19 protein-coding genes and 1 pseudogene are annotated in these 24337 nt (G+C 42.2%); 15 read left to right on the top strand and 5 right to left on the bottom strand.

Annotated elements, in window-relative coordinates; all coding sequences use genetic code 11:
* Positions 1 to 2 precede the first annotated feature (2 nt).
* From M1F25_RS18610 to M1F25_RS18565, 10 genes and pseudogenes are all read left to right on the top strand, one after another.
* Positions 3 to 1415, top strand: a complete 1413-nt coding sequence (locus M1F25_RS18610; RefSeq protein ID WP_094962396.1) for an efflux transporter outer membrane subunit — start codon at positions 3 to 5, stop codon at positions 1413 to 1415.
* Entirely contained in the window at positions 1412 to 2665 is a 1254-nt protein-coding gene (locus tag M1F25_RS18605) for a beta-ketoacyl-[acyl-carrier-protein] synthase family protein (protein ID WP_094962371.1), read from the top strand. The genes M1F25_RS18610 and M1F25_RS18605 overlap by 4 nt, the downstream gene beginning before the upstream one ends.
* Positions 2662 to 3471, top strand: coding sequence for a MaoC family dehydratase (locus M1F25_RS18600; RefSeq protein WP_094962372.1), 810 nt, complete (start codon positions 2662 to 2664; stop codon positions 3469 to 3471). Before M1F25_RS18605 ends, M1F25_RS18600 begins: the two co-directional genes overlap by 4 nt.
* A 19-nt stretch (positions 3472 to 3490) precedes the next feature.
* Positions 3491 to 3742, top strand: a complete 252-nt coding sequence (locus M1F25_RS18595) for an acyl carrier protein (RefSeq protein WP_004259523.1) — start codon at positions 3491 to 3493, stop codon at positions 3740 to 3742.
* Between the two features lies 1 nt (position 3743).
* Positions 3744 to 4484 carry an SDR family NAD(P)-dependent oxidoreductase gene (locus tag M1F25_RS18590; protein ID WP_004259521.1) on the top strand — a complete coding sequence of 247 codons (741 nt, stop codon included), beginning with the start codon at positions 3744 to 3746 and terminating at the stop codon, positions 4482 to 4484.
* Between the two features lie 410 nt (positions 4485 to 4894).
* Positions 4895 to 7339, top strand: a complete 2445-nt coding sequence (locus M1F25_RS18585; RefSeq protein ID WP_181488739.1) for a DMSO/selenate family reductase complex A subunit — start codon at positions 4895 to 4897, stop codon at positions 7337 to 7339.
* Between the two features lie 11 nt (positions 7340 to 7350).
* Positions 7351 to 7968, top strand: a complete 618-nt coding sequence (locus M1F25_RS18580) for a DMSO/selenate family reductase complex B subunit (protein ID WP_004259506.1) — start codon at positions 7351 to 7353, stop codon at positions 7966 to 7968.
* A 1-nt stretch (position 7969) separates the two neighbouring features.
* A pseudogene (locus M1F25_RS18575) lies at positions 7970 to 8821 on the top strand (DmsC/YnfH family molybdoenzyme membrane anchor subunit).
* Between the two features lie 63 nt (positions 8822 to 8884).
* Entirely contained in the window at positions 8885 to 9523 is a 639-nt protein-coding gene (gene dmsD / locus M1F25_RS18570) for a Tat proofreading chaperone DmsD (protein ID WP_181488737.1), read from the top strand.
* 109 nt (positions 9524 to 9632) lie between these two features.
* Entirely contained in the window at positions 9633 to 10379 is a 747-nt protein-coding gene (locus M1F25_RS18565) for a GntR family transcriptional regulator (RefSeq protein ID WP_047757123.1), read from the top strand.
* Between the two features lie 31 nt (positions 10380 to 10410).
* Here the strand turns inward: M1F25_RS18565 and M1F25_RS18560 are convergent, their stop codons facing one another.
* The 4 genes from M1F25_RS18560 to M1F25_RS18545 form a co-directional block, all read right to left on the bottom strand.
* A complete protein-coding gene (locus M1F25_RS18560; protein WP_004259458.1) occupies positions 10411 to 11394 on the bottom strand; it encodes a PfkB family carbohydrate kinase in 984 nt (327 codons plus the stop codon).
* Positions 11381 to 12400, bottom strand: coding sequence for an ADP-ribosylglycohydrolase family protein (locus tag M1F25_RS18555; RefSeq protein ID WP_112307654.1), 1020 nt, complete (start codon positions 12398 to 12400; stop codon positions 11381 to 11383). The genes M1F25_RS18560 and M1F25_RS18555 overlap by 14 nt, the downstream gene beginning before the upstream one ends.
* Positions 12401 to 12485: 85 nt before the next feature.
* Entirely contained in the window at positions 12486 to 13757 is a 1272-nt protein-coding gene (locus M1F25_RS18550) for a nucleoside permease (RefSeq protein ID WP_181488735.1), read from the bottom strand.
* Positions 13758 to 14064: 307 nt separating this feature from the next.
* Complete coding sequence (locus tag M1F25_RS18545) at positions 14065 to 15471, bottom strand: cytochrome-c peroxidase (protein WP_004259445.1); 1407 nt, start codon at positions 15469 to 15471, stop codon at positions 14065 to 14067.
* Positions 15472 to 16050: 579 nt separating this feature from the next.
* On the opposite strand from M1F25_RS18545, the gene M1F25_RS18540 reads away from it, so the two are divergent.
* The 4 genes from M1F25_RS18540 to M1F25_RS18525 all read left to right on the top strand — a co-directional run bounded on the left by M1F25_RS18540 (position 16051) and on the right by M1F25_RS18525 (position 21351).
* Positions 16051 to 17751 carry a lysophospholipid acyltransferase family protein gene (locus M1F25_RS18540; protein WP_181488733.1) on the top strand — a complete coding sequence of 567 codons (1701 nt, stop codon included), beginning with the start codon at positions 16051 to 16053 and terminating at the stop codon, positions 17749 to 17751.
* 214 nt (positions 17752 to 17965) lie between these two features.
* Positions 17966 to 18628 (top strand): ABC transporter ATP-binding protein, encoded by a 663-nt coding sequence (locus tag M1F25_RS18535; RefSeq protein ID WP_112307669.1) that lies wholly within the window; start codon positions 17966 to 17968, stop codon positions 18626 to 18628.
* A gap of 14 nt (positions 18629 to 18642) precedes the next feature.
* Entirely contained in the window at positions 18643 to 19623 is a 981-nt protein-coding gene (locus M1F25_RS18530) for an ABC transporter substrate-binding protein (RefSeq protein ID WP_094962380.1), read from the top strand.
* Between the two features lie 72 nt (positions 19624 to 19695).
* Entirely contained in the window at positions 19696 to 21351 is a 1656-nt protein-coding gene (locus tag M1F25_RS18525) for an ABC transporter permease (protein ID WP_180312158.1), read from the top strand.
* A 78-nt stretch (positions 21352 to 21429) separates the two neighbouring features.
* Here the strand turns inward: M1F25_RS18525 and yghU are convergent, their stop codons facing one another.
* The gene (gene yghU / locus M1F25_RS18520) at positions 21430 to 22269 is read right to left on the bottom strand and encodes a glutathione-dependent disulfide-bond oxidoreductase (RefSeq protein ID WP_144141126.1); all 840 of its coding nucleotides are present in this window, start codon (positions 22267 to 22269) and stop codon (positions 21430 to 21432) included.
* A gap of 497 nt (positions 22270 to 22766) precedes the next feature.
* Here yghU and M1F25_RS18515 point away from each other — a divergent pair, with 497 nt between their 5' ends.
* Positions 22767 to 24284: a class I adenylate-forming enzyme family protein gene (locus M1F25_RS18515; protein WP_181488731.1), complete on the top strand. Its 1518-nt coding sequence runs from the start codon at positions 22767 to 22769 to the stop codon at positions 24282 to 24284.
* Positions 24285 to 24337: the final 53 nt, after the last annotated feature.

Raw genomic sequence — 24337 nt, 5'->3', positions numbered from 1 at the left:
ATATCAAATCACTTTATATTATTTCTGCTTTATTTTTGCTAAATGGTTGCGGCAGTTTTACGCGTACGGAATACCAACGCCCTGAGCTCACTTTGCCACAGCAGTGGGATGATAAAATACGCCAATCCGGTGCAAATGACGTGATGACATCAGTTCAGGCATTGAACCTAACTGAAAATTGGTGGGATAACTTTAAAGATCCTCTGTTATCCCAACTGATCAATCAGGTATTAGAAAATAATAATGATTTAGCCACAGCGGCAATTAAATTAAAGCTGGCGCGAAGTACGGCTGGGCTAGCAAATACCAATATAACCCCAGATTTCTCCCTTGGGGGCTCAGCAAGTAATACAAAATCTATACGTCATGGAACCTCCCCCCAAGAGAGTTATAGCTCAAATCTAACTTTAAATTATGAAATCGATTTATGGGGAAAACTGGCACGTATTCGTGAAAAGAATGAGTGGGAAGCAATAGCAACCGAACAGGATTACCATGCAACAGCATTAGTGGTTATTAATACGACTGCACAATTATATTGGAATATTGCACTGTTAAATCAACAGATTGATAACCTGATTGCGAGCCAAAAGATTGCAGAAAAAAGCCAGCAGCAAATTAAGTCATGGTATTTAGCAGGAAAAGTTAGCCAGCTGGATTTCTTACAATCACAGCAAACTGTGATTAGTCGAAAAAATGAATTACGACGGCTCATTAAAGAACGTGACAGCTCCCGTAATGCATTAGCGCTATTGTTAAACCGCCCTGCAGAGCAACATGTGCGTGAGCTCACCGCACTTAATCGAAATCAACGGATTGAAATTCTTAACGCGACACCGTTGGCCGTATTAGCACAGCGGCCGGATATTCAAGCTGCCGAGTCACGTTTACGTTCCGCGCTTGCTGATTCTGACGCTGCTAAATTGAACTTCTACCCGACACTGTCTTTGCAAGGTGCGCTTAATGCGGGTAGCCAGCTGTTTTCTCAATGGTTTAGTGACCCGACACGTGTTGTTGGGGGTTCGATTTCTTTGCCATTTATTCAGTGGAATACGGTGAAATTGACCATTGAACAATCCGACTTACAAGTGCAACAAGCTGCAGTGGCATTTCGTAGTGCGGCTTATACCGCCTTGTCAGAAGTCGATAATGCGATGGAAGCCCGTTTTGCTGCGGATGAAATTCGTCAGCAATTACAACAGTCATTATCACTTAGCCAGCAGCGGCTAAAGCTAACCAGCAGCCGTTACCGAGCAGGTGCCGTGGATTATCAAACACTGCTTAATGCGCAAGATGACCTTTTAACTATTGAAAATTCATTAGCTCAAAATCAATACGATTATCTTTATGCAACGCTACAGCTTTGGTTAGCACAAGGTGGCGGTAGCGCCCAACAGGAGGACAACCCATTATGAACCAAAAATCTCACTTTAAGCGCGTTGTTGTCACAGGTTATGGGGCTGTCACTCCTTTGGGGGATACGGCTTCAGCATGTTGGCAAGCGATTATGGATAAAAAGCTCGGTTATCGTTACGTTGATAAAACTGCACAAAATATCCACAGCCATTTTTTAGGGCTTATTGATAATGAACCCAGCTTAAAAGGGGTTCCTGCGGCTATTCGTCGTCGTTTACCACGCCATACGCGTTTAGCCTTGGGGGCAGCGCGAGAAGCCATGGATATGGCCTTCGCAGGCACGCCATTAACTGATTTTTATGACCCACTGATGTGCGGTGTCATTATGGGAACAGGATGGGCAGGGCTTGATGAAAGTTATATGTCGGTCAGTGAATTCGAAGCGACAGGGATGACCTCGCCTTTCAACTGTTTTTATGCAATGCCAAATGTGACAACGGCGGCTTGCAGCCAGTTTTGGAACTTGCGTGGATATCAAAACACGACCATCGCGGCTTGTGCGACAGGCACTATTGCGATTGGTGATGCTTTTGAAGCGATTCGTCATGGACGAGCCGATATGATGCTCGCTGGTGCAGGAGAGTCCTTGCGGACAGATTGTGCTGTATGGAATATCGATGTTCTTGGTGCTTTAACACGTGAAGCGGAAGACCCGACTCGTGCCAGTTGCCCATTTAGCGCAGATCGTAGTGGTTTTGTCCTTTCTGAAGGTGCGGCCGTGTTGTGTTTAGAAGAGCGTGAGAGCGCTATTTCTCGTGGGGCCACAATTTTGGGCGAGATTACGGGGTATGCAAATTTTTCTGATGCTTTTGATTTTACATCACCAGCAGAAGATTGTGTTGCTCGGGTGAAAACTATTGAAATGGCTTTACAACAAGCGGGAGCCGCTCCTGAATCTCTCGATTATATCAATGCCCATGGGACCTCAACAGCTCTTAATGACTTAAATGAAACAGAATCATTGAAAAAGGCATTAGGTGCGGCAGCTTACCAAGTCCCAATATCCAGTACGAAATCCTATACCGGACATTTAATCGCCGCTGCTGGTAGCTTTGAAACCATTATTTGCTTGCAAGCGATGGCGCATGGCGTGATGCCCGCAACCGCTAACTTACATCACCCGGACCCGCAATGTGACCTCGATTATATTCCTAACGAACACCGTATTGGTGAAGTTAAGCGTGCACTAAACCTGAGTTTTGGCTTCGGTGGGGCAAACGCGGCGCTGATTTTAGAGAAAGCGTTATGAGAACGTTACGTTATACCCTTGAGGATGCAAAACAGTGGGCATCATTTTCTGGTGATGATAACCCGATTCATTTCGACCTTGAATGGGTCAAAGCGAAGGGCGGAGATCAACTGAGTGTGCATGGCATGCGTGCACTACTCGATGTGAAACAATTCGCGAGTGAGTCATTAAATCACCCATTATTGGCTTCACAAGAGGTTATCGACTCTGAGTTTATCAAATGTGTCGTGCGGTTACGCAATCCGCTATGGAACGATAAAGATTATCAATTAGTTGCACGAAATAAAGCGGGATCGGTGGCTTTACTCTCTTCTGATGAGCAACAAAACTGCTTAACTTGCCAATTGTCACTCACCCCTCCACCGGTATTACATGAAATCGCGAATGAAATAATGATTTCGACCGCAGAGATGGTGAAATTGCAGTCAATATTTTCTCAGTTTTCCAACGAAATGTATGAATGGCAGTTTATTGACGCAGTTTTGTTCTGGTACTTAATTCATGATAGCTCGTTATTTGAACAACAAGAGATTGCACAATGGTTGCCGGTCGGCTCAACATTGAAAGATATTTTTTGCCGTTATCCTATCGTACAAACCCACCAAGAGGTGGTGTTTGACCGTGAACTTCTAACGAAATGGGCTCCTATCACCTCTCCTGAGCCTATTTACCTACGTATTTTGCCGGCCTTAGTGATCGCGGATAGTGAGAGTGGTCGATTAGTGAGTATTAGTATCGCCGCCCGCTACAGAGAAAAAATAATAAATAATTCAATAACATTGAAAGTTAATTCAATAACTCAATAAGAATGCAAGGATAAAACAAATGAGCCAATATCAAGAAATTTATATCAAAATTAGTGACATGATCTGTGATGCAAAAGATTTAGAAGCAGAAGAGTTGAATGCGGAGATGACTTTAGTCCAGTTAGAGTTCGATAGCTTAGATTATGTTGAACTTATGGTGCTTGTTAAACGTGACTTTAATGTTGCTTTAGATGCGGAATTTTTCCTAGAACATCCAGAAATTTCGGTGAAAGCGCTGTGTGAACATATTGATAAGGAGTCGAAATCTTAAAATGGCAAATAATCAATGGATACTCGTGACGGGAGGAAGCCGGGGAATTGGGCTCGCACTAGTTAGTGAATTGCGACGCCACTGGAATGTGGTTTTTACTGGGCGTAGCGTTGATGGCGTTAATGAAACACAAGCGAATCTTGAAAACCCCAATTTAGATACATGGGTGAAAGGATCCCCGTGTGATGGTAAGAATGAAGCACAAGTTGACGCGCTTTCTAGCTCGTTATTGGAACAATTTGGGGCTCCTACGGCTATTATTCATAATGCGGGTATCACTAGGGATGCCTTACATATTCATCAAGATGCTGAAATCTGGCGAGATGTGCTAGAGAATAACGTCATTTCCGTGATGAATTGGCACCGTAAATTATTACCTGCAATGTTGATGGCGGGGAGCGGCTCAATCGTATTGATGTCATCAATTACTGGGTTAAAAGGCAATATTGGCCAAACAGCTTATGCGGCGAGTAAATCAGCGATGATGGGGTTGACGCGTTCATTGGCTCATGAAGTCGGGCGTTTTGGGTTACGTGTGAATTGTATTGCTCCGGGGCTTATTGATAGTGATATGACCCGTGCAATGCCTGAAGCTAAATTAAAAGCTATGTGCCAAAACATCCCGTTACGCCGCTTAGGGCAACCCCAAGAAGTGGCAGAGCTAGTTGAATTTTTGATTGGCAATAGCAGCCAGTACCTAACAGGTCAAACATTGGTCTTAGATGGTGGATTAACGGCGTAATTGCCCGTTTTAAGTGCTGTTAGCAGAACAAATATTCACTCGATAATTCATATTTTATATTTCCCCTTAAACGTTTTAGTCAATTTTCGTTTAAGGGTTTTTTTTATGAATTGAGACTCGGAAATAAATGAAAAACAGTAAACTCAAGTTAAAGAAGAATGGAATATATTTATTTCAATTTAATTCATTATTAAACATTAAAAATAATTATATTAATTTTAATTTGGCTTGAATGACTCGATATAACGCATTAAAACCACACAATTTATATTGGATTATTGATCGTGCACAATACCTCACGGTGCCTCGGTTATAGAATGGTAATTGGAAGTCGATAAATAAATTAAAGATAAAAATAAATTTCAAAAAAGCCATTTTAAAACTTTGAAGCAATGTTAAGTGAGGCAGATATGAGTAAAGCATTATCTGAGGGAGTACTCCAATCGGAGATCAGCCGCAGGAAGCTAATGCAAACCAGTACCGTCGGGGGACTCGCACTTGCAAGTGGAGCGCTAAGTTTACCTTTTAATAGTGTTGCTGATATCAGTGAAATCACACCCAAAACAGCCATACCTGAAGAAAAAATAGTTTGGAGCGCATGTACCGTTAACTGTGGGAGTCGCTGCCCACTGCGTATGCATATTGTTGATGGTGAAATAAAATATGTCGAAACCGACAACACCGGCGATGATGTTTACGGAAATAAGCATCAAGTTAAGGCCTGTCTACGTGGGCGCTCAATGCGCCGTCGTGTCTATAACCCTGACCGCTTGAAATACCCGATGTTGCGCGTTGGGGCACGTGGTGAAGGTAAATTCAAACAAATTAGTTGGGATGAAGCCTACGATTTAATCAGCGATAATCTAAAACGGATTATTGCCGATTATGGCAATGAAGCGGTGTATTTGAACTATGGAACTGGCACATTAGGTGGCACAGTCGCACGTTCATGGCCGCCAGCGAATTCACCTATCGCCCGTTTGATGAACTGCATGGGCGGCTATTTAAACCATTACGGTACCTATAGTACAGCACAAATCAGCTGTGCGATGCCTTATACCTATGGTAGTGGGGCAGGTAATAGCGTTTCCGATATCGAAAACTCCAAGTTGGTGGTTCTGTTCGGAAACAACCCTGCCGAAACCCGTATGAGCGGTGGTGGGATCACTTATCAATTAGAGCAAGCGCGTGAGCGTTCTAATGCAAGAATGATAGTGATCGACCCGCGTTATACCGATACTGCTGCTGGACGAGAAGATGAGTGGATCCCGATCCGCCCCGGAACAGATGCTGCATTAGTGGCAGGGATCGCCCACGTGTTGATCACTGAAGATATGGTTGATCAACCCTTCTTAGACCAATATTGCGTGGGTTATGATGAGAAAACGCTACCCGCAGATGCTCCGAAAAATAGCCACTACAAGGCATATATTTTAGGGCAAGGGGATGACGGTGTAGAAAAAACACCACAATGGGCTGCGCAAATCACTGGTATTCCTGCTGATAAAATCATCAAATTAGCACGTGAAATCGGTTCCGCAAAACCTGCTTATATTAGCCAAGGTTGGGGGCCACAACGCCATTCGAACGGCGAGCAAACCGCACGTGCGATTGCGATGTTACCGATTTTAACCGGTAATGTTGGTATAAATGGGGGAAATACGGGGGCTCGTGAAGGGAACTATGATATTCCATTTGAGCGGATGCCAACATTAGAAAATCCAGTCAAAGCAAGTATTTCCGTATTTTTATGGACTGATGCGATAGAGCGCGGCCCTGAAATGACTGCAACTCATGATGGGGTAAGAGGTAAAGATAAACTGGATGTTCCGATTAAGTTTATTTGGAACTACGCCAGCAACAGTTTAATCAATCAACACTCTGATATTAATAAAACGCATGACATTCTTCAGGATGATAAAAAATGCGAAATGATAGTAGTGATTGATAACCATATGACGGCTTCAGCGAAATATGCGGATTTAGTCCTGCCAGATTGTACCGCGTCTGAACAAATGGATTTTTGCTTGGATGGTGCCGCTAGTAATATGGGCTATGTGATTTTCGCCAGCCAAGCCATTGAACCACGTTTTGAGAGCAAAACGGTGTATGAAATGTGTACACAAATCGCACGCCGTATGGGGGTTGAAGAGAAATTTACCGAAGGGCGAACCCAAGAAGAGTGGCTACGCCATTTGTATGAAATTTCACGACAAAAGTTACCTGAGCTACCTGATTTTGAGACATTCCAGCAGCAAGGGATTTACAAAAAAATGAACCCACAAGGGCATGTCGTGGCACACAAAGCTTTCCGCGAAGACCCAATTGCGAACCCATTAAATACCCCGTCAGGAAAGATTGAGATCTATTCATCACAATTAGCGGATATCGCGAAAACATGGACGCTAGCGGAAGGTGATTTGATATCAGCACTCCCAATGTATTCCCCAGGCTTTGAAAGCCATGATGATAAGCTCACCGAAAAATATCCACTGCAATTGAGTGGCTTCCACTATAAATCGCGCGTTCACTCCACTTACGGCAACATTGATGTGCTTAAGGCTGCTTGTTTACAAGAGATGTGGATCAACCCTATTGATGCAAAACGTCGCAATATTAAAGATGGTGACATAGTGCGTATTTATAACGATAGAGGGGAAGTGCAGATCGCTGCCAAAGTGACTCCACGCATCATCCCAGGGGTTGTGGCCATGGGGGAAGGGGCGTGGTACGCGCCTGATGAAAACAAGGTGGACCATGGTGGTAGCCTAAACGTCCTGACGACTCAACGCCCGTCACCGTTAGCGAAAGGTAATCCACAACACAGTAATTTGGTTGAAGTGGCAAGGGTATAGGGAGATAAATCATGACAACACAATATGGTTTTTATATTGATTCTGCACGGTGCACGGGATGTAAAACTTGTGAATTAGCGTGTAAGGACTACAAAAATTTATCTCCTGCGGTGAATTTTAGGCGCATTTATGAATATGCGGGGGGAGATTGGCAAGAAGATAACGGTGTGTGGCATCAAAACGTATTTAGTTATTATTTGTCGATTTCATGTAACCACTGTGAAGACCCTGCTTGTGTGAAAGTGTGCCCAAGTGGCGCGATGCATAAACGTGAAGATGGCTTTGTCGTTGTGGATGAAAGTGTGTGTATTGGTTGCCGCTATTGCCATATGGCCTGCCCATACGGTGCGCCGCAATTTGATAGCGAAAAAGGGCATATGACCAAGTGCGATGGTTGTTATGAACGTGTTGCCGTCGGTAAAAAACCGATTTGTGCCGAGTCTTGTCCACTGCGTGCATTAGACTTTGGTCCTATTGATGAGTTACGTGAGAAACATGGCAATTTGGCAGAGATTGCGCCACTACCAGAAGCGCACTATACCAAGCCCAATATTGTCATTAAACCCAATGCCAATAGTCGCCCTGTCAATGATACGACAGGCCATTTAGCCAATCCTCGGGAGGTATAACATGGGCAATGGATTACACGAATGGCCGCTAATTTTATTTACGGTATTAGGCCAAAGTATTGCAGGTGGCGTGATTGTGACAGGGCTTGCATGGTTATCGACAGATGATAAGCCACAAAAACAGCGCATTGTGAACGCAATGTTTGCGTTATGGGTATTGATGGGCTTAGGATTTTTGGCATCGATGATGCATATGGGCTCACCATTACGTGCATTTAACTCGATGAACAGAGTATTTGCTTCATCACTAAGTAACGAAGTGTTATTCGGCTCTATTTTCTTTGCTTTAGGTGGCCTATGGTGGCTGTTATCTGCAATGAAAAAGATGCCAACAGGGTTAGATAAAGTGTGGTTAATCATCACCATGTTGATGGGGCTGTTATTTGTTTGGGCAATGACACGAGTTTATATGATAAGCACGGTGCCAACATGGAACACACCACATACCACTATCGGCTTCTTTATGACCCTGTTTGTTGTCGGACCAATCTTAGGCACTTTGCTATTACGAGTGGCTAAATTTCCGTTTAATAGTGGTAAATTAGCGGCGATTAGTATCGTGGCTTATATTGTGACTATCGCGTCAGTACTACTGCAAAGCGGAGAAATTGCGCTAATTGCCACTTCTGTACAAAAAGCAGTGGATTTAGTCCCTGATTTTGGTGTTTTACAAGTGATACGTTTAGTGGTGACCAGTCTCGGGTTGCTGCTATGGATTTTGCCTGTTGTGCGATAAAATCAGCCTTCGGTATTGAGTTTACTTCTTGGTACCGTGCTGGTACTGATTGGTGAATTTATCGGTCGTGGGCTATTCTATGGTTTACACATGACAGTCGGCATGGCTGTGGCTTAATTGGTAAACCTTTCAGCGCAGGAGATGGTTTCCCTGCGCTGATAACTTCAGAGACAATCAAATATGCAAGAAGCACGCTTTCTTGAACACGTCGCAGTGACAGGGCGAGTTCTGGGGTCTTTATTTTATTTCTCACCAGAAAATGAAAACAACGCAGAGATTATTTCGATTTTACAAGAGCCAACTTGGCATGAAGAATGGCCATTTGCTTTACCTTCCTTAGTAAAAATTAGCCAGCTTTTGCAATCCAGTGCTCAGGAGAATGAACCACTGAGTGAAGCATGGCAGCGCTTGTTTATCGGGCCTTATGCTTTACCCGCGCCTCCTTGGGGGTCAGTCTGGCTAGACAAAGAAAAGATTGTTTTTGGTGATTCAACCGTTGAGCTGCGCCAATGGATGCGAGCCAAAGGTGTTGAACCCGTAACGACACAAAAAGAGCCAGAAGACCACTTTGGGCTGATCTTGATGTTAGCGGCTTGGCTCGCTGAGCAAAATCGCAGAGCTGATTTAGAAGAGTTACTCGCTTGGCATCTATTACCTTGGTCGGCACATTTTCTCGAAGTATTGATAGATTCGGCTAACAGCGATTTTTACCGTGCATTAGCAATATTGGCAAAAGAAACATTGGATGGATATCAACAACAGTTAACTTTACCTATATTAGAGAAAAGCGTGTACCTCAGTGGAAATGGTACCCTGTAGCATTTTGTTTTTCATTGGCAATAAATTTATCTAATTCAATTGCCTGCAATTAATCTATGGATAGTGGTACTATGGATTATTGCTGCGATTTTTAGGTGACTAACTCAATATGAATGATGCGCATTTATCTTTGATCCAACAACTTTGTACCCGTCTTGCTGAAATAGACAATACACCTTTATATGTAAAATTTGCTGAAACGGTGAAATTTGCCGTGCGAACAGGGGTTTTACATCAAGGTGATATGCTGCCCAGTGAAAGGGAGTTAGGTCAACAAACAGGCGTGTCGCGTATTACCGTTCGAAAAGCGTTAGAGTTACTTGAGCAAGAAGGCGTTATCATTCGGTCACAAGGCTACGGTACCCAAATTAGTGATAAGTTTGAGTATTCGCTCAAAGAAGCTAAGGGTTTTTCACAACAAGTTGTTTTACTTGGAAAAAAACCAAACACACTTTGGGTCAATAAAAGTATCGTGCCTTGTTCACAGGAAGTCGCAGAGTCGCTAGCGCTCCCCATCAATAGTGATGTATTTATGTTAAAACGCATTCGTTACGTGGATGAGCAGCCTGTCTCTATTGAGGAATCATATGTTCCTATTGGGCTGATTGGTGACGTAGACGATATTGGTTTATCTTTGTACGATTATTTCCGCAGCCAAAATATTTATCCTACGCGAACAAAGAGCAAGGTAAGTGCTCGAATGCCAGATGAAGACTTTCAAACGCACATTAAATTAGAAAAGACCGTGCCTGTTTTAGTGATTAAGCAGGTGGCTTTCGACCATAAAAATGTCCCTATTGAATACAGTTTCAATCAATGTCGTAGTGATATGTATGTATTTGTATCTGAAGAATAAAAAGAGGGATGACCTCTTTTTATTCTGATGATTAATATTGCTGTAAATACGCGGCGAGTTGCTCAGACGAAGGCGCACAATCACCTCCTCGATGGCTAACAACATAGGATGCGACAGCATTTCCAAGTAATACGGCATCTTGTAGTGCCCAGCCGGACGCCAATGCAGCAATCACGCCTCCTGCATGGCTATCCCCTGCACCAATGGTATCGACAACGGTAGTTTTAAATGGTGCCACCCAGCCTGATGAACGATGGCTTTCTTGAAAGAACGCGCCTTCTTTGTCGACTCTAACAATCACGGGAACTGAAAATTGAGAATGCCAAATATTGGCTAATGCTTCTGTATCCATTCCTTGGTGTGCGATATCAGGGAACAGCGTGACGATATGTTCGACTTCTTGACGGTTCAATGAAATGATAGGTTTTAAAGCCATCAATCGTAATAATTGTGTTTTCGAAAGGTCGGCGATCCGAGGGCCAAAATCAATAAATAAAGTGACGTTATCGGAGAGTGATTCCAGCCATGAAAGCAGAGTTTCGCCACATTTTGCTGCTAATTGGTAACCAGAAAGATAGATAATGGTGTTAGATGTAATTGGTAAATCATCTAATGTATGGCGTTCCCACTGGTTTTCCACACCGCTAATTGAAAGAAATGTCCTTTCTCCATCGGGTTCGACTAAGGCTAAACACCAGCCATTATCACCTTTATTCGTTTCTATAACTGAACTCACACCTTTTTTATTGAGTTGGTTGCGGATGATATCTGCCCACACACCTTGCCCAATAGGTAATGCATTGAGTGATTGGATACCAAGGCGTTGCAAGGCCACAGCAATATTCAGAGCACATCCACCGATATTGACACTTTGTTGGTGCAATTCGATGTCACTTCCGCGATAAGGCAGTGAATACGCATCTGCAATCACATCAATAACGGCTGCGCCAATCAGGCAGACAGGACGATGCTCTGCTTGCAATGGAAGATGGGCAATAAGTTCAGCGGTTTTCATAAGCTTTTTCTCTTGCAGTTCTCAATGCCATAAAGGCTTGGCTATATTGTGTAAAATCAAGTTGATTCACATCATCTAATTGTTTTTTAAGTTGTTTGTCGATGGCATCAATGCCATGCAGTGCGCCACAAATGGCGGTGGCCATTGCCCCTATAGTATCGGTATCTCCCCCTAAATTAGCACACAGAATGGCACAGCGGTTGGGATCGGTTTCCGCTAATTCAACCATAGCAATGGCGGCAGGAACTGACTCAATGGTGCTAGTACCAGCGCCAACGAGTTGATAAAGCTGTTCCATTGCTTGCTCGGTGCCAATTGTGTTTTTCACCGTGTGTAAAGCAAGTTCAATACGTGCAGCTATTGATGGGCTAAAGGTTGTGACGTGTTTTTCTTGTGCTAATTTCGCAATAGCGGGTAATTGGTCGCGAATTTGCGACCAATTTTCGCCATCTATCGCTTTAGATATTGCCCAAGCGATAGCGACCGCACCTGCAATTGCTACATCCGATTTATGAGTTGGCGATGAGGCGAGTGTAATTTCATCAATAAATTCATTAATAGAATGAGTTGGCAGTAAACAACCGAGTGGGGAAACTCGCATTGCGGCACCATTTGTCATGCCGTTGTTTTCTAACTGAGAAATTGGAGTCCCTTGTTTTATTGCATTTAATGCAATTTTAGAGGTTGGCCCTAGGACATTTTTGTTAAAGGCATCAAATTGCTCTGCCCATTTTAGAATATTACGTCCAATAAATTCAGGGTTTACTTTGCCACCACATTCTATAATCGCGTCCGCAAGTGCGAGGGCCATTGAGGTATCATCTGTAAATTCTGCCGTATTGAAGTAGCAAGCTGCATTATTTTCTTTTGGCCCAGATAAGAAGCGGTCTATCCAACCAAAATGTGCTTTAACACGAGAACGAGGCCATAATTCAGAAGGCATTCCCATTGCATCACCTAAGGCTTGGCCATAAAACGTGCCTAAAATACGGTTCTCTTTGTTCATTATAATTCCTTCAATTTTGGCTAAAAATAGCGCCTTCATGTGTTAGTTGTTGGTTAATAAAGGCGTTTAATTAATGATTGCTTGACTAATTGGATGTGGGTTTTACGCCACTTTTATTAATATCAATTTCTTGAATATCACGACTCGACTCTTTAAACATTAACATGAAGACAATCGTGATTACGACGATCATGGCAGCGCCGAAGCCCCACATACCGGCCCAGTTAAAGGTCTGGCCGTTGACAGGTTCACCGTAAGAAAAAAGTTTTTCCATCATTTGGCCTCCTAGGCTATAACCCAGTAAGCTACCAAAGCCTTGGCAACAGAGCGTAATTAAGCCTTGAGCCGCTGTTCGCATATGTACAGGGGTCTTTTTGTCGACATAAATATATGCAGTGACATAGTAAAAATCGTAGCTAACTCCGTGTAATAAAATACCGAGGAAGAGTAATCCATAGGTAAATAAGTGGTCTGCATCACCATAGATAAAGAAAGCATAACGGATAGCCGCAGTGATTAAACCAAGAAGTAATACCTTTTTGATACCAAAACGTTTGGTAAAGAAGGGCAAAGCAAGCATAAAAAAGATTTCGGAGAATTGCCCTAAGGTCATCCACCCCGTGGCATTTTTCATCCCAACTTCAGTAAGGTAGCCGTTAGCAAAAATATAGTAAAAGGCTAAAGGCATGGCGAAGAGGAATGAGCACACGAAAAATACTAAGAAATTACGGTCTCTTAATAGTACAATGGCATCCAATCCAACCATGACTTTAATACTCATTTTGCCTGTTCCTTTTGGTGGGGTGTCTGGCAAGAAATAGGTAAAAAAGCCCAGTAAAGCCGAGCTAGCGGCTGTCACTAAGAGTGGAATATTGGTCGCAGAAATATCACCAAAGCCCATCATGGAAGGTAAAAAACCACATGCAATACCCGATGCAATCCAGCCGATAGTCCCCATTACACGAATACGAGGGTAATCACGTTCCACATCTTCCACATTGGAAAAAGCAATACTATTGGTGAGCGCAATGGTTGGCATGTAAGTCAGTGCATACGCTAATAGTAGAGGGAAAAAGCTAGAAAATTCAGTTTGCTGAGCTGCGAAAAACATAAAAACTGCCCCTGCAAACATCAGTACCGCCAGGACTTTTTGTGCAGCAAAAAATCGGTCAGTAATTGATCCTACAAGGATGGGAGAGATAATTGCAGCAATGGCTGTACAGGCGTAAGACCATGCTATTTGAGAAGGGGTAAAGCCACTTTTATTCAAAAATAGCCATAAGGGAACAAACCAAGCTCCCCATATAAACCATTCAATGAACATCATGAATGAGAGTTTTGCTGTCGTTTTTTTCATCTTTCATTCCTTTATACGGCTAATTATAGGTATTGTAGGGTACGCAAATAACAATACCATTTAATAATACCTTTTAAATACCATTTGATAAAAACTTTGAGCTAGATAACATTGTTTCGTATAAATAGGAAACAGAAACTTTTTAAGTAATAACACAGTGAGGAAGAGGTGTTCGATAATGTGAATTGCTGTGAATACAGGTCAAGTCAGGGTTGTAGGTAGCTTATACGGCAGTGTTATATAAAAAATAGCACCGTTATTATTTGAACGGTGCTATTAGTTTTTTATATCAATCAGCTATTGATATTTACTGTTGTGACTCACTTTGTTGCACATAGGGTGTATATACCCCTGTTAAACTCTTAAGGAAGGCAACAATATCATCGACATCTTTTTGTGGCAGTTCTTTACCCACTTGATAACGCAGCATCAGTTTCACTGCTTCATCTAAGGTTGCTACATCGCCGCGGTGGAAATACGGTGCGGTTAGCTCGACATTACGTAGTGTTGGGACTTTTTGGCGTAACTTATCGCGCTCATCAGAGGTGACATTCATACGACCAATATCTTGAGCAGTGATTTCACCGAACTCATAGTCTTTTTTCAGACCCAGAGGTTCGAAGGAACGACCACCTAAGATCACGCCACCATGGCAGGTTGCACATTTGTTCTCTTTAAATAACTGGTAACCATGGAGCTGCTGTGCGGTTAATGCAGTTTTGTCACCTCTTAACCAATTATCAAACGGAGAGTCTGGAGTGATTAAGGTTTTTTCGAACTCTGCAATCGCATCGGTGATGGTGTCACCCGTAAAACCTTCTGGGTAAACCGCATTAAAATCTTGTTTTAAGACAGGGTCTTTATCCAATTTTTCAATGATTTCATCCCATGACTTTGATGCCATTTCGATAGGATTTAATGGTGGACCACCAGCTTGAGCTTGTAAATCAGGTGCTCTACCATCCCAAAATTGCTCGACATTAAATACAGAGTTAAACACCGTTGGCGCATTGATTGGGCCTACTGCGCCACCAACACCAATTGATGTTTTACGGCCATCAACACCACCTGCATTGAGTGCGTGGCAGTGCGCACAAGAAATCGTGCTATCCCCTGACAGGCGCGCATCATGATACAAGCGGAAACCTAATGCGACTTTTGCATCATCAACATCCAGTGATTTTGGAATTGGTTGAATTGGTTCGTTGCGATGTTCAGCGGCGGTATCTTGGCTGGCATAGTGCTCTTCCCGCTGTTTAGCTATCCAATTCAATAGGTTATTACGTTCTTCATCACTGACACTACTGGCCCAATGAAGTGCAACATAACGTGTTGGAGGCATGGTGTGGTTCTGCATAACCCACTCAATTTTATTTAATTCACTTTGTGGTACAGGTTCTCCTGCGATGAGTGCAGCGCGAGCTGCCTCAAGGTTGAATGACTTATAACCTAGCTGAATATCGTATTCCATCAGTTGCTTAGCAATGGGGAATGATGCATAGGCAGGTAAATCAGTTGACGGTGTGTGACAGTAATCGCATCCTTTTTCGGCAAAGAATTGGAGGACTTGATTATTTTCTGCAATTTTAGATGTCTGAATGTCATTATTTTCTCTTCGTTGATTATCGTGATACCACACATATCCAGATAACCCAAAATAACCGAGTAAAAGCAAAAATATGACAGCGACCGTAATGCGAGTAAGTTTTTTCATTACACTATCCTTGAAAGATTGCGGTCAAATATATTTAAATATTTTTTAATTAATATAATTCTACAGCCGGACTATGATGGATAAATAAACCTGAGAGGTTCTTGACTTTTATCAATGATGGCCATCGGTTTGGACGATTGTTTAAATAAGATTTACCTATCAATAAGAAACTAATTAAAAAATAAACTTGTAATTAACTTTTAATGCATTGAATTTAATGGTTATTATATTGAGCTAATCTTGCTGTAATAGGTTTTTAGTTCAATTTGATTGGTGGATATTTATAAATGATAACTTCTTAATTATTAAAATAAATTAAGTAAAATTAATCGGAAAGTTTAGTTTTTACCTTTTTAATTGTTGTGGACTAAATGCATATTATAAAATAAGTAAAATATAAATTATTTAAGAAAGCAATATTCCTGGAAATTATTGATTTTAGATAACTATAATATTGGTAAATAAAAACTAATGATCTACATCATCATTTTTATGCTTTCACTATTTTGTCATAAAATAAACATATTGTTGTTATGAATCTGACTTAAGTTCATCGTAACTCAGTTAGGAGATAGCACTATGTTTAGCGTCGATACCCTGCTGCACGATATTTTTCCTCATCAAACACCTGCTAGGTGGAAACGTCACTTATTAAAAAAGCTTCTTTTTGAACAAGAATTTCACCAATTTGCTCAAGATTATCCGCACTTAAAGGGGCTGGATCTTATTGAACAAATCATGGAGTTCTTTGATATCTCTTGTGAAATGGTTGATGGCGACTTAGAAAATATTCCGACTCAAGGCCCTGTTGTCTTAGTCGCTAACCATCCGATAGGTTCACTCGATGGCCTTGCATTGTTACGTGTGGTTGCTGCTGTTCGTCCTGATGTCAAAGTCGTGGCAAATCAGTTTCTCAATTATATAGAACCACTAAAAAGCTTATTTATTTCAGTGGACAACATGAATAACCGAACCAATCGGCAACAAGTTGAAGCCATGCAACAGCATTTGGACAAACAAGGGGCATTAATTGTGTTCCCTGCGGGGGAAGTCTCTCGATTTGGTCACAAAGGGGTTTGTGATGGCCACTGGCGTACAGGTTTTTTGCGTTTAGCCGCAAAGGCTAGAGCGCCTATCGTCCCCATCCATATTCAAGGGCGTAATAGCCATTTATTTTACTTAACCTCGTTGGTTTACAAGCCACTATCTACTTTAATGTTAGTCAGGGAAATGTTTAAGCAGCGAGGAAAAAGATTAAAAATTCGTATTGGTGGCAGCATTCCATTTATTCATTGGCATGATGGCCATACAGCGGCTCATGAGTTAGCAGGGCGCTTTCGTCGCCATGTCTATTTGCTGGGAAAAGGTAAGGAAGGGCTATTTACCAGTGAATCGCCAATTGCTTTACCAGAAGATAGAATTGAATTAAAAAAGGCCTTAGTGGCCTGTGAGCGGCTAGGAACATCTCCTGATGGAAAAGCGATTTACCTTTATCACCGAAACCAAGAGGTAAGGTCACCGATTTTACGGGAAATTGGTCGATTACGCGAAATTGCATTTCGTGCGGTAGGGGAAGGTTCAGGTAAGCGCCGTGATTTAGACAGCTATGATGACGATTATTATCATCTGGTATTATGGGATGAAAGTGAACTTGATATTGTTGGCGCTTATCGGTTTATACCGACTAAAAAGCAAATTGAGACCAAAGGCCTTGAGGGTATTTATAGCTCTAGTTTATTTCACTATGACCAAGCCATGATGCCAATATTAGCGCAAGGTATTGAGCTTGGTCGGAGCTTTATTCAGCCGAAATATTGGGGAAAACGGGGGTTAGATTACTTATGGTTAGGTATTGGCGCGTATTTGGCAAAATACCCACAATATCGTTATCTTTTTGGCCCTGTATCTATTTCTGGCTCAATGCCGATTGCGGCGCGTGACTTACTGATTACTTTTTATCGGCTCTATTTTTCAGCGCCACACAGCATTGCACAGTCACATCAGCCATACCCGGCTTCTTTACCTCAGGTATTAGCCCAATTTTCAGGGGACAATTACCACGAAGATTTGGTTAAATTGAAAAGCTTACTCAATAACATTGGCTGTTCGGTTCCAACGCTTTATAAACAATATACCGAATTATGCGAGCCTGGCGGCGTACAGTTTATGGATTTCGGTACAGACCCCGCGTTTAACGATTGCATCGACGGCTTGGTGCTGGTGGATTTAACTAAATTAAAGCCAGCACGTTATCAAAGATATATTGGCGTTCACCAGTAAAATAAAGTGACTATTTTATTTGGTGATTATTTTTCAATTGAATTTGAAATTAATTAGCCACAAAACTGTCATCAATTTGACGTATTCAAGCCGTAGCATCATTGATAACGATTAAGTCCCAAAGAGGATAACAATGAACATGCAAAACGCTCTCTCTTCATCGAGTGAGAGCTCGGTCTTTTTGTCTCCTAAGCAAGAAGCGAGCGGCTTACAGATGATCTCAATACAAAATTTATCTCAGGCATTTTCACATCAATATGTGCTAAATGGCATTAATTTAACAGTAACCAAGGGCACCGTTCTTGCGCTATTAGGTCCTTCAGGCTGTGGTAAAAGCACATTACTGAAATTGTTAGCGGGTTTATTACAACCAACTGATGGCACTATTTATTTTGGCGAACAGCTTGTGGCGAGCTCACATCACCTTATCCCCCCAGAAAAACGCAACCTCGGCATGGTTTTTCAAGATTATGCGCTGTGGCCGCATATGACTGTATCCCAAAATGTTGCCTTTCCTTTACGGATGCGAGGTATTGGCCGCCTAGAAATACAGCAACGTGTGATGCAAGCTTTAGAACGCGTAGGGCTGGCTGATTTCGCCAAACGGAAACCTGCCGATTTGTCAGGCGGGCAACAACAACGTGTGGCTCTTGCTCGCGCTATTATCGCTGAACCTGAAATTTTGTTATTCGACGAGCCCCTGTCAAACCTCGATATCGCGTTGCGCCAATCTCTGTGTGAGGAAATGGCTCAGTTATTGCGAACCTTGGGGATCACTGCAGTGTATGTCACTCACGACCCTACGGAAGCCCATGTATTAGCACACCAAATCGCCCATATGCGAAACGGTAATATTGACAGTTTGACGACACTATAAATAGAGAGATTGTTATGCGAAATTTACTATCAAAGAACGGATTTTCACTAAAGGGTATTACCATGAGCCTTGGCCTTTCCTGTGCACTATTTTCTGTTTCAACCCAAGCGATTACCGTGTATACCGCAGGCCCAGGCGCCATGGCAAAACAGCTTGCCGCAGGGTTTGAAAAACAAACGGGTACCAAAGTAGATGTTTTCCAAGCGACAACCGGAAAAGTGATGGCGAGGCTGGAAGCGGAACAGGCGAACCCGCGTGCGGATGTATTGATTTCCGCATCATGGGATACCGCGGTTGATCTGCAACAAAAAGGTTGGTTACTACCTTATGAAAGCCCAAATGCCCAGCAAGTTCCTGAGCGTTTTAAAACGCCATACTATGTGGCGCAAGGGATCTCTGCACTGGGTATTGTGTGGAATAACCAAAGTGGTACCCCAAAACCAACAGATTGGCAAGATTTAGCCCAACCCGAGTTTAAAGATAAAGTCACAATGCCTGATCCCGCACTTTCTGGCGCGTCATTAGACTTAGTTTTAGGGTTACAGAATGCGAAAAAAGAAGCCGCATGGACACTATTTTCTGATTTGAAAGCCAATGGTATGGTGATTTCAGGGCCGAATGCTCAAGCCTTGACTCCTGTATTACAAGGCGCTAAAGCGGCGGTTTTTGGTGCGGTTGATTATGTTGCTTATGGTAGCATCGCGAACGGAGAATCGATTGAAGTGATTTTCCCAAGTAGTGGCACTGCGATTGCCCCGCGCCCAATGATGATTTTAAAAAGTTCTAAGCAGCCTGACCAAGCTAAAGCATTTATCGACTATGTACTATCGCCAGAAGGGCAAGAAATTGTGGCTAATGCATGGCTAATGCCTGCTAGGGCAGATATTGCAGGTAAACGCCCTGATTTTTCAACACTCAAATTGTTGCCAGAAGCTGCGACAGACAACGCTGAGCGCGGCGAAGTTCTCTCTCGTTTAAGCGCTTTATTCCGTTAAGGCTGGTTTTGTAAGCATATTAATTAGCAAACCGCTGGGTAGATTGTCTGCCCAGCAGGAGTGTTGTATTCAATGACAAAAACGCGTTTTCTACCGCTTTTGGTGATGGCCACATTAGTGGTTTTAGTGGTGATCCCATTATGCTTTATTGTATTGCAGGCTATTTTCCCACAATTAGGGCAAGGGCAGTTTGTCCAGCCGCTAGAGCCTATTATTCAGCTACTCAACGAGCCAGAGCTTCCATCATTACTGCAAAATACATTATCACTAGGCACAGGCGTTGCAGCAATCAGCGCCATTATCGCTATTCCGTTAGGGGCATTACGCGGGCTGTTTAATATCCCTTTCGCCAAAGGTTGGGATCTACTGTTTCTTATTCCTTTTTTAATCCCACCTTATATTGCTGGATTATCGTGGATGCTTACGTTACAACCTAATGGTTATTCCCAACAGCTATTTGGTGTGAGCCCCGGAAGTGCGATTTTCTCACTGGGTGGAATGATGGGGATTATGGCGCTAAACCTCTTCCCAGTTCTGTATTTTGCGGTGTCGAAAAGCATGGCAGCGAATGGTAACCGACTTGCCGATGTGGCTCGTGTGCATGGGGCTTCTCCTTGGAATGCCTTTTTCGGAGTGACGCTTCCATTATCGTTACCCTCTATTGCGGCGGGGTTATTGCTGATTTTTACTTTGGCGATTGAAGAATATGGCATTCCTGCCGCCATTGGTGCCTCGAATGGTATTCGTGTTTTAACTACGGATATAGAGCAGCGCTTGGCGGATTGGCCGATTGATTTACCCGGAGCGGCCTCGTTATCGTTGATTTTAGCCAGTGTGGCAATTTTTGCTTATACATTACAGCGTTCTATCGTATCAGGGAAAAACGTAGCCACCACCACAGGGAAAGCGGCAGAAGTGGTGACTCGCTCACTTGGTTACTGGCGCTGGCCAGTCGTTGGGCTATTTGCTTTAACCGCATTTCTTGCGGTAGGAATGCCATTGCTAGCGATGTTTGGCACGGCATTTTCTTCTACAGTGTCTGGTGGTTTGGCGTGGGATAACTTAACATTCAGGCACTTTTCTGGGTTAATCGACTCACAAACTGAAGCTTTGTCTGCATTATGGACGAGCCTCTCTCTGGCGACGTTAACCGCTGTTTTCACTGGGGTACTCGGGTTTCTCTGTGCTTGGCTGGTGGTTGCTCAGCGCATTCGTGGTGCTGTTGTGATTGATGCGCTGTCTTTGTTACCTATTTCCATTCCAGGAATTGTGATAGCGGTAGGGATGATCCTCGCGTGGAACCAACCTTTTTGGCCAATAACGCCTTATCACACATGGGGCATTTTATTGCTTGCCTATAGCTGTTTGTTACTGCCTTACCCAGTTCGCTATTGCAGTGCAGCATTAACACAGATTGGTGGCAGTTTAGCAGATGCTTCACGGGTGCATGGCGCATCTGCGGTGACAACGCTGCGTTTGATCTTGTTTCCATTAGTTTTACCGAGCCTTGTCGCTGCCATGATGTTAGTGTTTGCCGTGGCCTCGCGTGAATTAGTTTCTTCGCTATTACTCGCCCCAGCCGGTATGCAGACGGTGTCTATCTTTGTGTGGCGTCAATTTGAGCAAGGCTCAATTGGCAGTGGCATGGCGATGGCGTGTTTAGCTGTACTGATAAGTTTGAGCTTGATGTTATGCGCACAATGGGTGCAGGGGCGTTATAGTCGATGACATGTAGAGTTAGCACAGGGTAAGCACTAATTAACTTACCTTGTGCTATTTTATAATTCAGTGGATTAAGAGTGGTTCCTAACCTATATCACTCGCATCGTGGCGTTCGCGTACTTGCTGTGCGGGGTCACCTTGTAGGCGATTAACACGGCGGCCGCGCTGTACCGCTGGGCGTGCATAGATTTCATCAGCCCAACGAATAACATTTTTATATTCATGGACAGATAAAAATTCTGCAGCATCATAAAGCCAACCTTTCACTAAAGCGCCATACCATGGCCAGATAGCGATATCTGCAATACTATAGTTCTCGCCTGCGACATATTTGTGTTCTGCTAAACGCTTGTCTAATACATCTAATTGACGTTTAGTTTCCATCGCAAAGCGGTTAATAGGGTATTCAAATTTTTCAGGGGCGTAGGCATAAAAATGCCCAAAACCGCCACCTGCAAAAGGTGCTGAACCCATTTGCCAGAATAGCCATGATAAGGTTTCAGCGCGTTCTGGTTGAGTTGTGGGTAAAAAAACAGAAAATTTTTCAGCTAAATAGGTCAGAATAGAACCCGATTCAAATACTCGGATAGGCTCCTTACCGCTTCTGTCGACTAACGCTGGGATTTTTGAGTTAGGGTTAATTTCAACAAAACCCGAACTAAATTGGTCGCCTTCACCAATATTAATTAACCAAGCGTCGTATTCAGCCTCTTTAATGCCAAGGGCTAACAGCTCCTCTAACATGATAGTGACTTTTTGTCCGTTGGGAGTTCCTAATGAATATAGCTGTAGTGGGTGCTTACCTATAGGTAAAGATTTTTCGTGAGTTGCACCAGAAATTGGGCGATTAATATTGGCGAACTTTCCGCCATTACCTTGCTCCCATTGCCAGACTCTCGGGGGAATATAGGGGGTGTTTGCCATGAGTTATCTCCTTAACCATTTTCAAAGGTGGCGATTATTTTCTCATCAATTCTTTAATTATAAAGGCCCCCCACTGTAGCAATCTGTCGTGAATTCTCCACTGTTTTTATCATATTTGCTTTGGTGGGTAGGATAAATAGCACAGAGTGCAAGAACACATAAGGGATAAACGAAAGAGTTAATTATTAGTTCTAAACTATTTTTGGGTTTATGAGTAATTGTATATACGCACAATGATGACCGAGCTATTCATAGGAATTTATATGTTTTTTGGGATGGCTTGATAATAACAAAAGGTAAATATGTTCATTTGCAATAAAAACCAGAGCTTAAAATGAGACTTAAGTTAAAAATTTGTTAACAAGCGAATTGTGCAGATCACTAATTCAAATAAAAAAAGGGTGTGAATAATTTGTGAAGATTGGCACTAATTTATCGGAGTGTATTTTATACATTGATAGCATATCAGTCATATTCAGGTGTATCGGAGTGTGTCCATGCTTGCGCCAAATTCAAACATCTACCAAAGCTTATTACAGAGAGCAAAAGTGCAGCCAGACGCTGTTGCGATTGTATTTGAAGAGCAAAGTTGGAGTTATCACCAATTACTTGAAAAAGTAAATAAAACAATGTATTGGTTAACTACTGCAGTGCAGTTGAAAAAAGGCGATCGAATTGTACTTGGCTGGGGAAATACGATTGAGTTTTGCCAATTATTTTATGCCGCGGTAGGTCTGGGTATTCAGGTAATTCCTTTGAGTACCAAAATGAAAGAGTTTGAAGGTAAAGAGCATTTGTCTTGTATTAATGCAGATGCTGTTTTTTGGGATGATACATATCAACCATGGTTAGCACAGCTCAGTGCAAAAGGGATGAGTCTTTCTCAGTGGCGTAATGTAATATTCACTGATGAAATTAATTTTATTAACCAAGTTAATGAAGAAGACCCTGCTGTTATAATATTTACCTCGGGTACAACAGGGGCGCCAAAAGGTGCGGTGATCACGCATAAAAATATATTGTCTGCAGTATATGCCTATCAGGAAACATTAAAGTTATCTGAACACGATAAAACAATTTTAGCAGTGCCGATTTATCATATTACTGGCCTCTCTGCTATTTTGGCGTTATTTATCCATATTGGTGGGACGATTTATCTTCATAAAAAATTCAATGCAAAAGATATTATTTCAACAATTGCAAAAGAAAAAATAACATTTTTACATGGTTCTCCAACAGTATTTATATTGTTAATTCAGAAAATAAAAGAAAATAAAAGCATTAACCTAGAAAGATTTAATTCATTAAAAATGATTGCTTGTGGTGCAGGGCATTTAAATGAAGGTACGATTAAAGAGCTTTCTTATATATTTGCTAAAACATCCATTCATTCTATTTATGGTTTGACTGAAACCTCTTCACCAGCAACTGTATTTCGTGAAGATATTCGTTATAGCGATAAGAAGTCTAGCTCTGGTAAACCAGTCCCTGGGTTACAGGTGACCATACGTAATGATAAAGGTGAAAATCTTCCCGCGAACTGCACAGGTAATATTTGGGTTAAGGGGGATGTTGTTATCCAACGTTATTGGCCGGATAGTCCTGCGAATACCACATCATTTAATGATGGTTGGTTTTTCACAGGGGATATTGGCTATATGGATAATGATGGTTTTCTTTATATTCAAGATAGAATTAAAGATATGATTAACCGTGGTGGTGAAAAAATATATTCTATTGAAGTCGAGGATTTAATTTCTAATTATCCAGGAGTTAATGAGGTCGCTGTTATTCCAATTGAAAGCACAATTTATGGTGAAGAACCCATTGCATTTATTATTCCTGAGAATCAAGTGTGTTTAACCAGTAAAGAAATTATTGAGTGGTTAAAAGATAGGGTGCCAACGTATAAAGTTCCAGTAAGAATTATGTTTACGCGTAACTTCCCTAGAACTTGGAATGGGAAAATAAGCAAGAAAGATTTAAAATTACGATATTACTCTTTAAATAACTAAAATATAAATTAGTTTTTAATTAATCAAAAAGGGGCTATGAAATATTAGCCTTC

It is taken from the genome of Providencia sp. PROV109, assembly GCF_033681625.1.
In the GTDB taxonomy this organism is placed as follows: Bacteria; Pseudomonadota; Gammaproteobacteria; order Enterobacterales; family Enterobacteriaceae; genus Providencia; species Providencia hangzhouensis.
Note: the sequence above shows the minus strand (reverse complement) of the source record. Positions and strands in the feature narration are given on the sequence as shown.

Coding starts and splice junctions, on each gene's coding strand:
- M1F25_RS18535 (WP_112307669.1), top strand. CDS start 17,966: ATGATCTCAATACAAAATTTATCTCAGGCATTTTCACATCAATATGTG.
- M1F25_RS18585 (WP_181488739.1), top strand. CDS start 4,895: ATGAGTAAAGCATTATCTGAGGGAGTACTCCAATCGGAGATCAGCCGC.
- M1F25_RS18515 (WP_181488731.1), top strand. CDS start 22,767: ATGCTTGCGCCAAATTCAAACATCTACCAAAGCTTATTACAGAGAGCA.
- M1F25_RS18565 (WP_047757123.1), top strand. CDS start 9,633: ATGAATGATGCGCATTTATCTTTGATCCAACAACTTTGTACCCGTCTT.
- yghU (WP_144141126.1), bottom strand. CDS start 22,269: ATGGCAAACACCCCCTATATTCCCCCGAGAGTCTGGCAATGGGAGCAA.
- M1F25_RS18595 (WP_004259523.1), top strand. CDS start 3,491: ATGAGCCAATATCAAGAAATTTATATCAAAATTAGTGACATGATCTGT.
- dmsD (WP_181488737.1), top strand. CDS start 8,885: ATGCAAGAAGCACGCTTTCTTGAACACGTCGCAGTGACAGGGCGAGTT.
- M1F25_RS18550 (WP_181488735.1), bottom strand. CDS start 13,757: ATGAAAAAAACGACAGCAAAACTCTCATTCATGATGTTCATTGAATGG.
- M1F25_RS18580 (WP_004259506.1), top strand. CDS start 7,351: ATGACAACACAATATGGTTTTTATATTGATTCTGCACGGTGCACGGGA.
- M1F25_RS18555 (WP_112307654.1), bottom strand. CDS start 12,400: ATGAACAAAGAGAACCGTATTTTAGGCACGTTTTATGGCCAAGCCTTA.
- M1F25_RS18530 (WP_094962380.1), top strand. CDS start 18,643: ATGCGAAATTTACTATCAAAGAACGGATTTTCACTAAAGGGTATTACC.
- M1F25_RS18540 (WP_181488733.1), top strand. CDS start 16,051: ATGTTTAGCGTCGATACCCTGCTGCACGATATTTTTCCTCATCAAACA.
- M1F25_RS18525 (WP_180312158.1), top strand. CDS start 19,696: ATGACAAAAACGCGTTTTCTACCGCTTTTGGTGATGGCCACATTAGTG.
- M1F25_RS18605 (WP_094962371.1), top strand. CDS start 1,412: ATGAACCAAAAATCTCACTTTAAGCGCGTTGTTGTCACAGGTTATGGG.
- M1F25_RS18545 (WP_004259445.1), bottom strand. CDS start 15,471: ATGAAAAAACTTACTCGCATTACGGTCGCTGTCATATTTTTGCTTTTA.
- M1F25_RS18600 (WP_094962372.1), top strand. CDS start 2,662: ATGAGAACGTTACGTTATACCCTTGAGGATGCAAAACAGTGGGCATCA.
- M1F25_RS18590 (WP_004259521.1), top strand. CDS start 3,744: ATGGCAAATAATCAATGGATACTCGTGACGGGAGGAAGCCGGGGAATT.
- M1F25_RS18560 (WP_004259458.1), bottom strand. CDS start 11,394: ATGAAAACCGCTGAACTTATTGCCCATCTTCCATTGCAAGCAGAGCAT.